Consider the following 10091-nt stretch of genomic DNA (forward strand, 5'->3'; position numbering starts at 1 on the left):
CTGATTTGTGATGTCGGTTCAAATGGTTGCGTTTTCAGATTTTTTGGTTCAAATCCCCATGCTTCCTCAGTGCTGATCCGCGGGCCCAGAGCTGGCAATGCGGACCCAATCAGACTCGCTTGTCGGTCGGTGCTCGAATTGCTCCCGAGACCACAAAGATATTATGTCCAGACCCTGCCGTTTCCGCTCGCCAGCTGCTAAACCCATAGTATGGAGCCTTCTTCAGGATCGAAGTGATGCGTGCCCTGCTCTTGGTGCTACTGATAGTGTCGAGCCTCTCGGCTGATGCGGTCGAGCGCTTGGGGTGCGGTTTTGATTGTGTCGATGAGCTGCGGCTTTCTGGTGTACAGCTTTCTGGTAGTCCGCAAGCTGGGCTGTCGTTGCCGCTCGAGTTATATCGTTCCTCTTCCTCACCCTGGGTGACCACACCTGCTTTGCAGACGACCCCAGCAGCGTTAAGCCTGCGTCTTGAGCCGTCGCGATGGATGTTGCATCGAGCCCGCCCTGAATTCAAATGGCAGGGGGAGTGGGGCTCCGGCATGATGCGGCTGGATGGTCATCGTTTGCGCCTGCGCTTCCAGAATCCCGATCAGACCCAACAACTGCAATTCACCCTGAAACCGGAGGCGGTACGCCTCGAATTCCGTTGGCGTTATTGATATCGCTAGACCTGTGCAAGGGGGGCACTTTCCGTTAGGATCGCCCCCTTTTCAAAGCTCGGCATGGCGATGTCGAGGGTCAAGTCTGGGGATGGTTATGCGGATTGGTTTTGACTATGGCACCTCGAATTGTGCAGTCGCGGTGATGGCCGAGGGGAAGGTTCGGCGAGTCGCGCTCGAAGGGGATGAGTGTTATCTGCCCTCTACGCTATTTGCCCCCCATCGTGAAGCCATTGCGGATCTGCTGTTACAGCAGTTGCCTCCACATCGGCAGGCCAGTTTTGCCGAGCAGCGGCAACTGGCGATCGCCAAGGGCCGCCGGTTGCGAGACAGTCTGGAAGATGAAGGACTGGAGTATCAGTTGCTGGTCGGTCGAGCGGCGACCGAGCGATATCTGGCTGCCCCGGAAGAGGGATATTATCTCAAGTCACCCAAGTCATTTCTTGGCGCCACAGGCTTGTCGGAGGGGCAAATCCAGCTCTTCCGCGACATAGTGGCCGCCATGATGGTTACCATCAAGCAGCGCGCTGAACAGGCTCTGGGCGCCGACATTCAGGATGCGGTGATTGGTCAGCCGGTGAATTTCCAAGGACTGGGCGGTGAGGAGAGCAACCGCCAGGCGCGAACAATCCTGACGGATGCGGCGCATCTGGCTGGTTTTCGGCAAGTAGAGTTCCAGTTTGAACCGGTGGCGGCGGGTCTGGAATACGAAGCCAGTCTGCAGCAACCCCAGAATGTGCTAGTGCTGGATATCGGTGGTGGCACTACGGACTGCTCTGTGTTGCGGATGGGGCCGGAGCGGGCGCGGGCCAGTAGCCGTGAGCAGGACTTGCTCGGCCATACCGGTCAGCGGATCGGCGGTAATGACTTCGATATCCGGCTTGCCGTGGCGGAATTGATGCCGCTGTGCGGCATGAGCTCGAGCAACAAGCGAGGGCTGCCGATGCCGAGCAAGTTCTTCTGGGATGCGATGGCGATCAACGATGTTCAAGCCCAGGGGCGCTTCTATGCGCCGGACACCGCTCGACTGCTTCGGCAACTGATGCTGGACGCCAGTGAGCCTGGATTGCTGGCCCGTCTGGGCTGGGTGCGGGAGCAGAAGCAAACCCATCATCTGGTCTGGGAAGCCGAACAGGCCAAGATCCAGATGACGGATGCGGACCAGTTCTCGCGCTTTGTCTGCCTGCTGGATGAGCAGTTCAGCGTACCCTTTAGCCAGACGCGTTTTGCTGAAGTATCCAATCCCCTATTGGAGAAGATCGGCGAGTTGGCGGATGAAGCCTTACGGCAGGCGGCCCTGGTTCCGGATGTGATCTTTGTCACCGGAGGTACGGCCCGCTCGCCGGTGATCCACCGCTGGTTGCAGCAGCGTTATGGCGCCAGCCGCATCGTGATGGGAGATCACTTCGGCAGCGTTATTGCGGGACTGGCCCGCTGGGCCGAGCGTTGCTTCGTCTGATCAGACCCTGTGCGCTGGCTCCATGATTTAAGGCTCGAAAGGAGCTAGCGTAAGGTCTCATTTCCAGGAGGCCGCCATGATCCGAATCCTACCTTTTTCTTTGAGTGTTCTGGCCCTGACATGCGCCGGCATGTCCATCGTTCAGGCAGAAACCTTCATTCGCACCAGCCAGATCCAGGCGGTCACCGTCCACCCTGGGCTGGCGACGGTGACAAGGTATGTTCGTTTATCCTTGCCGGCAGGCGATCACAACCTGCAGCTCACCGGATTCCCTGCCGGACTGGATGAGAACTCGTTGCGCCTGCGGGGACAGGGTGCCGGATTACAGATTGGCACCGTCGAGATCCGCCATATTCAAGCCAGCGAGTTGGTGCAGCCCGAGGCGCAGCAGTGGCTTGACCGGCAGCAGAGCTTGCAGGATCAACAAGCGAGCCTGCAAGCCGAGGCTCAGGCCCTGACGACTCAGGAGTCCTTCTTGCAGGCCCTGGCGCAAGCCCCCGGCAAACCTAGTGAGCAGGCTAAACCATTGCCAGCCAGCGAGTGGCAAGCGGGGGTGACCGCGTTGGGCGAGGGGATGCGCACCATCGGCCTGGCGCGGGTCAAACTCAATCAGCAGCAGCGTGGGCTGCAAGCGGAGCTGGAAAAGATCACCCGGGAGCTGCAGCGTTTGCAGGGTCAGGCACGGGAAAGCCGGACGCTGGCCATCAATTTGCATAGCGCGGGGGGGGATGCCGAGCTTCAAGTGACCTATCAGGTGGCAGGAGCCGGATGGCAGCCGGTGTATGAAGCCGGGCTGGATACCCGCCGGGGGCAGCTGAGCCTGACCCGGGCGGCGCTGGTTCAGCAGGTGACCGGTGAAAATTGGGATCGGGTTGCCCTGCGTCTGGCCACCAGTCGCCCGCAACAGGCCACTCAGGCACCGGAGGCCGAAAGCTGGTGGATTGATCTGCATGACGAGAGCCGTGATCTGCAAAAAGCGGCGCAAGCCGGTGCTATGGCCGAACGCAGCAAGCTGCAGGATGAAGCCGTGATGCTCGCGGCGGCTCCCGCTCCGCCCGAAGAGGCACGACTGAGTCTGGCGACGCTGGAGGCCGGCGAGTTTGTCGCCGAATACCAGATTGCCGGTGCCGTGACTATTGCCTCGAATCAGGATCAGCAACGGGTGGTTCTGGGACAGGAGCTGCAGCCGGTGTCACAGCGGTTGCAGGCACTGCCCCGACTCGATCCCCACGCCTATCTGTATGCGGATCTGACCAATAGTCTGCAGGCACCTTGGTTAGCGGGTGAATGGCGACTCTCGCGGGATGGCACCTATCTCGGGGTCAGCTCTCAGCCACAAGTCGAAGCGGGCGGCCAACTGGCGTTGGCCTTTGGTGTCGATGATGCGGTCAAGGTCAGCGTCAATCTGCTGCAGGATGAGCAGGGGGAAACCGGGGTGTTGAACAAGGAGCAGGTCGTGACCCGGCGTTGGCGCTATCAGTTTATCAGTGGTCACCAGCAGCCGATGCCGTTGACTGTGCTCGATATCTGGCCTGTGTCCCGGCATGAATTGATCAAGGTTTCACCGCTGGCCAGCAGCCCGGCTCCGGCCCGGCAACAGGTGGCGGGTAAACCGGGGGTGATGGCCTGGGATCTGACACTGCCCTCGAAGGGTGAAATGCAACTGGAGCCGGGATACCGCATCAATTATCCCTATCAGCGCAAACTGGAAGGCTTCTGAGAGAAGATCGGGCGCCAGGACTGACACTCGGCGGGCTGATGGGTAGAATGGCTGTCGATATGCCACTGACATCGGCTGTAGTTGAGCATCATGTGGCTTGCCCCTGATTTGATGGATGGAAGGATGGATTATGAAATATCGTGTTGCGCTGGTGCTGATCCCGTTGCTGATGACCGCGTGCTCCAGCGATAACGGCCTCTCGGAACAGTATCGCTATACGCCGCCGACCGCGGTTGCCACCAACAATACCGCGGAATTCGACAAGCCATTCGATCTGGTCTGGTCGCGCGCCGAGCGTTGGTTCGCCGATCAGCAGTTGCCACTGCAGAGCCAGGCCCGTACCTCCGGGTTGCTGGCGGCGCAGCAAGATAACTATGCCGAAGGGCTGGATTATCTGGATTGCGGTAGTGGCGGTAACAAAGTAGCGATTGAAAATCCGTCGCTGCATGTCAACTTGATCCTGACCGAAAGTCTGGGCAAAACCGTGGCGACGGTGAATATCAAGGGCACTACCTCTGTCTCCTTCCTGGAAGCCGATGGCAGCCACGTTCCTGCCCCCTCCATAGTTCCGAGCTGTGTATCCAATGGCAAACTGGAAGCGGCATTGATGGCGGCGCTGGACGACTAGTGATGCGCTCTCCGATAGGAGCACGAAGATAAAAAACCCGGCGATTGCCGGGTTTTGTTTATTCCACTTGCCTCACGCCAGATGTCTCGTGCGCGGGTGGTTATGTTCAGGCGCTTGGCGATTTGCGGCTATAGCGCAGGCTGAGCAGCATGCTGCCGATCAGGATCACGGCCACCACACCCAGCGAAACTGCAATCGGGATCTTGTAGATGTCGATCAGCAACATCTTAGTACCGATGAACAGCAGGATCAGCGCCAGACCATACTTCAACAGCACGAAGCGATCGGCAAAATCAGCCAGCAGGAAGTACATGGCTCGCAAGCCCATGATGGCGAAGATGTTCGAGGTCAGCACGATAAAGGGATCCGTGGTGATGGCGAAGATCGCCGGTATGCTGTCGACCGCGAAGATGACATCGCTGATTTCCACCAGGATCAGTACCAGGAACAGCGGGGTGGCGTAACGAACACCCTGCTTGATAACGAAGAATTTCTCATCTTCCAGGTGCTCTGTGACCTTGAGGTGGCGCCGCAGCCATTTCAACAGCGGGTTATTGGCCAGATCTGGCTCTTTATCGGCCATCCACAGCATTTTGCCACCGGTCAGCACCAGGAAGGCGCCAAACAGATAGAGAACCCAATGGAATTGGCTGATGAGCCAGCTGCCGCCGAAAATCATGCCGGTACGCATCAGGATGGCACCCAGTACCCCGTACAGCAGCACTCGCCGTTGCAGCTCCGCCGGTACGGCAAAATAGCCGAACAGCATCAGCCAGACAAAGACGTTATCCACCGCCAGGGCCTTCTCGATCAGGTAGCCGGTGAAAAACTCCAGCGCCTTCTGGTTGGCCAGTTCCCGTCCGGCTTGCGCATCCAGATACCACCAGATGGCACCATTGAACGCCAGGGCGACGCCGATCCACACCAGTGACCAGATGGCCGCCTCTTTGAGGCTGACTTTATGTTGTTTGCCGCCGCCGACCAGTAACAAGTCGACCAGCAGTAGTGTGATAACGAGAACGGCAAAGCCGCTCCACATCCACCAGGTTCCCAGTAATTCCATCGTCCTTTTCTCCTCATAAAAAAGCCTGCGACCGCAACGGCACAGGCTCTTCCGGGGTTTCCGGTGAAGACTCCTTGCCTGTTGCGGCAAGGTCTCACTTACAGCAGATCCTGCTGCCCGACGGCCGAGTGCATGGCACTGTATTGACGACCCGTCGGCATTGAAGTTACTCCCCTTGTAACAAAAAGGTTAAATCATTGCCGAAAGATTGACCATCAGGCAATACCGAATACTGGCGCAGTTTTTGCCTGACAGCCTGTGCTGTTCATCACACCAAGCGATAGGCGTCTATAGTGTCGATGTCGTTACTTGGTATGGTAATCGGCGAAAAATATCGCCTGTGCTGGCGCAATATACTGTTTTTCAGGTCGTCGCAATGAGTTATCCCAAACCCCAGAGTCAGGCCATGCTGGCCGAATTATCCCGGTACGTGATTGCCGAACCCAAACCCTTTGTTGTCGATCTGGCTAACTGCCGTGGAGTCTGGCTGGCCACCGTAGATGGCGATCGCATCATGGACTGGTGTGGTCTGTATGGTGCTCGCCTGATTGGTTATAACCATCCTCGGCTATACGAGCCTGACTATGTTTCGCGCCTGGCACTGGCGGCCAATAACAAGATGGCCAATCCGGACTTTCTCACCGCCGAATGTCTGGCGTATTACCAGCTGCTGCACCAGTTGGCTCCGGAGTGCATGGCCGGACAACCGGTCGAGGTGTATGTGGTCAACTCCGGCGCGGAAGCGGTGGAGAACATGCTCAAATACTTCATCAACTTGCATCAGCAACGGATGCAGGAGTTGGGCAGAACCCCGCGCAGCAAGCGTTTCATCTATTTTGACCAAGCGTTTCATCTATTTTGACCAAGCGTTTCATGGCCGGACTGTCTTTACTCTGAATATCACCCAACTGGCCAATGATCCGCTGGCGACCCGGGATTACCAGGGCATCATTCCCGGCAATCTGCAGGTGCCGTTCCCGGCCTGGGACCACAGTCGATCTGATGCCGAAAATGAGCAGGAGTTGGATGCCTGCCTGGTAGAGATCGAATCCCTGATGCAGCAGTATCCGGATGAGATCGCTGGCGTGATCCTCGAACCGTTGCAAGGCGCCGGAGGACACCGGATCGCCGGGCCACGTTTCTACCAGGAGCTGTCGCGGCTTTGTCATCGCTACCAGATCAATTGGGGGCTGGATGAGGTGCAAACTTCGGGGGGGCAGTGTGGCAAGGTGTTCGCTATTGATCTGTTTGACCTGCCCTATCCGCCCCAGGCGGTTGCCAGCGCCAAGAAGTTTGGGAATGGGGTGCTGTACATGCAGCGTTCGATGCAGGATGTCGGCGTGCTTGACTCAACCTGGGACGGAACCCTGGCCGATATGGTGCGCTTTGTCCAGGAGTGGAACATAGTGCGTGACGAGCAGTTGTTGGCCGCGGTCCCTGACAAGGCGCAGCAACTGGTGGCTGGCCTCGAGCAGCTGGCACGGGAGTGGCCACAACTGATGTATAACATTCGCGGCTGGGGGCTGTATCAGGGCTTCAGTTTGCATCGGGTTGAAGATAAAGGACGACTCATCCAGATGGCGCTGGATGAGGAGGATCTGCTGTTGCTGGGGGCGGGTACCCAGAGCATTCGTTTCCGGCCGCCTCTGGATGTCAGTGCGGCCGACATCGAGTTGTTGCTGGAAAAATTGCGGCGCTTGTTGGTTCGGCTGGCTTGATGCCGACTTCAGCATCAGGAAATCAGGGGCTCAGTGTTGAGCCCCTGATCGTTTAGAGTGGCAGCAGATCGCCGACATTGAACAGGGTCAGCAGACCCAGGACAGCAAACAGGGCCGCGGCGATGCCGTGCACCAGCTTGAGCGGCACCTTGCGGGCCATTTTGTCACCGAGAAATACCGCCGGGACGTTGGCAATCAGCATGCCGACCGTGGTGCCGGCCACCACGCTATAAAATGCCGAATAGTGAGCGGCTAAGGCCACGGTAGCAATTTGAGTCTTGTCACCCATTTCGGCGAGGAAGAAGGCAATCAGGGTCGCGCCAAACACCCCATAGCGGCCGGTCACCTTGGTCTCTTCATCATCAATTTCGTCGGGGATCAGGATCCAGCCCGCCATCAGCAGGAAGGAGAGGCCCAGGATCCAGCGTAGCCAATCCGGCCCAATCAATTGCGTGACGGCATGACCAACGGCACCGGCCCCGGCGTGATTCAATAAGGTGGCGACCAGAATGCCCAGAATGATGGGCAGAGGGCGTTGAAATCGGGCGGCGAGTATCAGCGCGAGCAGTTGAGTTTTGTCACCCATCTCGGCCAGAGCGACAATGCCCGTGGAGATAAGAAATGCTTCCATGTGAGGTCCTCAAGGCCGGTTTTGAAAACTCCAATGACCACGCCACTACCCCGGCCTAATCCGGTAGTTGGGTGGTCAAAGGTCTTGCCAAACCGTATCGGTCGTTTACGCCATGGCCGTGAGGGCCAAGTATGTTGACGTAAACCCTGTTGGCTTGCTGCCGGGCGGCGACAAGCCACAGGAGACTACTCCCCAATGACGGCGCGAGTGTACGAAGATTGAATGGCCATGTCCAGACTGTGGAGATGGGTTGGCCGTGGATTTTGGTGGACAAACTGTGCTGCAAACGCTGTCAGTGCTTGGCGTGGGGCGGGGGGTTTGTAACAATAGCGCCCCTTGTTGTGTTGGGTGTCTTCATCATGTCCGCGATTGCCTCCTTGGGCCGACTATTCTTGCGTCGTCTGCTTCCTGTTGCCTTGCTGTGCGGGGCGGGATCTGCCGCCGCCCAACCCCTGAATGCCGTATTGCCGCAATTTGATCGGGATGTGGAACGCATCTTTGGTGCCTACCGGATCCCCGGGGCCGCGGTGGCGATCGTCCAGAATGGTCGCGTGGTCTACGTCAAGACGCTCGGTGTCGGTAGCACCAAGACCCGGAATCCGGTGAATCCCCATACCGTGTTTCGTCTGGCTTCGGTTTCCAAGACCTTTGCCGCCGTATTGGCCGGGCAGGCCGCCTACGCCGGGGAAATCAACCTGAGTGCGCCCTTGAGTCGCTATCTGCCCGGTTTCCGCTTGAAGTACGATACCGCCAATCGCCTGACTGTGCGCAACGTGCTCTCCCACACCAGTGGTCTGCCGCACAACGCCAACGATAACCTGCTGGAAGCAGGGGTATCCTATCCTGCGCTGCTGACCAAGACTCAGCGGTTGGGCGCAGCCTGTCCGATTGGACGTTGCTTTGGTTATCAGAACATTCTCTACTCCACCATCGGCGATGTGCTCAGTCGTCAGCTCAAGCACTCCTATGCGGATTTATTGGAAAACCGGTTGTTCCGGCCGCTGGGAATGCAGGATGCGAGTGCCAGTCGCTGGAGCATGCTGAATAACCGGAATATTGCGACGCCGCATGTCAAAGGTGGGGGCGGTTGGGTCCCCAAGGCGATTACCCAACCCTATTACAACGTGTTGCCCGCTGCCGGGGTGAATGCTTCCATCACCGATATGGGGCGTTATCTGGCGGCGGTCATGGGCCACCGACCGGATGTGATCCCGCCGAAAGTGATGCAGGAGCTGACCAAGCCGCTGATCCGCTCCCCCAAGGAGGGCGCGACCTCGAAATGGCGGCAGACGCGAGTCAAAATGCCGATGTACGGTATGGGCTGGCGCATTTTCCAGTACAACGGTAACCATAAGATGATTTTCCACGCCGGCGGTCTCTCCGGGGTGCGCGCGCGTCTTGGATTCCTGCCGGAAAAAGATATTGGTTTGGTGATGTTGTGGAACGCCAATGAGTCGCGGCCGGAAGTGTTGATGCCGATGTTGTTCGATCGCCTGCTGGATCTGCCGACGGTGGATTATCTGGATGGTGCGGCCCGCTCTTCAAGCTTCTATGCCAGTGCGGCACCCGCCTTGATGTCGGCGAGTGCGTTGGCAGCGGCAAACTCCTCGTCCCCCAAGGCGCGCCAGCTGGCGGCCTCGAACCAGGCTGCGACTGCAGGCAAGCGCAAGGCCGTGGCTCCGACAACAGGCGTCGTGGTCAGGAAGAGCTCGGTGCCAGCGACCAGTGCGCGGGCTCGGGTACCTGCCAGTGCTTCGACTCTCGCCAGCCCCCGCTCGCTGGCCTCAAGCAGTGATGATGGCATCGTCAGCCTGACGGCGCAGCGGGTAGGCTATGACCCCATGCTGGGGGCTCGCAAACCTGCGGCCACCAGTAAGACAAAGCCGAAGTCTGGGGTCACGAAAAAGGCGACGGCCAAGAAAAAAGTGGCGACCAAGAAAAAAGTGACGGCTCAACAAGAAGAAGCAACCGAAGAAGAAAGTGATCAAGACGCAGCGTAGCCGCAAAAAAAGCACCACCCAGAAGACACACTAACTAGCCGTTCCGAATAGTAGATCACTCACTACATCGACTGGATAGCGCCAAGCTGACCCTCCGCGCCAGGGATGGCGCGGTGGAGCCCCCATGGATCTGTCTCTTGATCACAAGTCGTGCTCAAGAGACAGTGCCAACACATAGCCTTCAAGGATGGATTGCAATACAAACCATCCTTC

General features: G+C 58.2%; 9 protein-coding genes and 1 riboswitch. Of the genes, 7 read left to right on the forward strand and 2 right to left on the reverse strand.

Annotation, left to right across the window (positions count from 1 at the left end; all coding sequences use genetic code 11):
- The first annotated feature begins 236 nt into the window (after positions 1-236).
- From ACYVG7_RS21735 to ACYVG7_RS21750, 4 genes are all read left to right on the forward strand, one after another.
- Complete coding sequence (locus tag ACYVG7_RS21735) at positions 237-659, forward strand: hypothetical protein (RefSeq protein ID WP_460885190.1); 423 nt, start codon at positions 237-239, stop codon at positions 657-659.
- 97 nt (positions 660-756) lie between these two features.
- On the forward strand, positions 757-2118 hold the full coding sequence (yegD, locus tag ACYVG7_RS21740) for a molecular chaperone (RefSeq protein ID WP_460885191.1): 1362 nt from the start codon (positions 757-759) through the stop codon (positions 2116-2118).
- A 76-nt stretch (positions 2119-2194) separates the two neighbouring features.
- The gene (locus ACYVG7_RS21745) at positions 2195-3838 is read left to right on the forward strand and encodes a DUF4139 domain-containing protein (protein ID WP_460885192.1); all 1644 of its coding nucleotides are present in this window, start codon (positions 2195-2197) and stop codon (positions 3836-3838) included.
- Between the two features lie 130 nt (positions 3839-3968).
- Positions 3969-4466: a hypothetical protein gene (locus ACYVG7_RS21750; protein WP_460885193.1), complete on the forward strand. Its 498-nt coding sequence runs from the start codon at positions 3969-3971 to the stop codon at positions 4464-4466.
- A gap of 106 nt (positions 4467-4572) precedes the next feature.
- Here the strand turns inward: ACYVG7_RS21750 and ACYVG7_RS21755 are convergent, their stop codons facing one another.
- Positions 4573-5520, reverse strand: a complete 948-nt coding sequence (locus ACYVG7_RS21755; protein WP_460885204.1) for a TerC family protein — start codon at positions 5518-5520, stop codon at positions 4573-4575.
- Between the two features lie 385 nt (positions 5521-5905).
- On the opposite strand from ACYVG7_RS21755, the gene ACYVG7_RS21760 reads away from it, so the two are divergent.
- Together ACYVG7_RS21760 and ACYVG7_RS21765 are read left to right on the forward strand one after the other, a co-directional pair.
- The gene (locus ACYVG7_RS21760; protein WP_460885194.1) at positions 5906-6391 is read left to right on the forward strand and encodes an aminotransferase class III-fold pyridoxal phosphate-dependent enzyme; all 486 of its coding nucleotides are present in this window, start codon (positions 5906-5908) and stop codon (positions 6389-6391) included.
- The gene (locus tag ACYVG7_RS21765; RefSeq protein WP_460885195.1) at positions 6366-7247 is read left to right on the forward strand and encodes an aminotransferase class III-fold pyridoxal phosphate-dependent enzyme; all 882 of its coding nucleotides are present in this window, start codon (positions 6366-6368) and stop codon (positions 7245-7247) included. The genes ACYVG7_RS21760 and ACYVG7_RS21765 overlap by 26 nt, the downstream gene beginning before the upstream one ends.
- A 52-nt stretch (positions 7248-7299) precedes the next feature.
- Here ACYVG7_RS21765 and ACYVG7_RS21770 read toward each other — a convergent pair whose 3' ends face one another.
- Positions 7300-7878 (reverse strand): TMEM165/GDT1 family protein, encoded by a 579-nt coding sequence (locus ACYVG7_RS21770; protein ID WP_460885196.1) that lies wholly within the window; start codon positions 7876-7878, stop codon positions 7300-7302.
- A gap of 9 nt (positions 7879-7887) precedes the next feature.
- A riboswitch (yybP-ykoY riboswitch) is annotated at positions 7888-8084 on the reverse strand.
- 153 nt (positions 8085-8237) lie between these two features.
- On the opposite strand from ACYVG7_RS21770, the gene ACYVG7_RS21775 reads away from it, so the two are divergent.
- Complete coding sequence (locus tag ACYVG7_RS21775; protein WP_460885197.1) at positions 8238-9878, forward strand: serine hydrolase domain-containing protein; 1641 nt, start codon at positions 8238-8240, stop codon at positions 9876-9878.
- Positions 9879-10091 lie beyond the last annotated feature (213 nt).

The sequence above is a fragment of the Pseudaeromonas pectinilytica genome, from assembly GCF_054780855.1.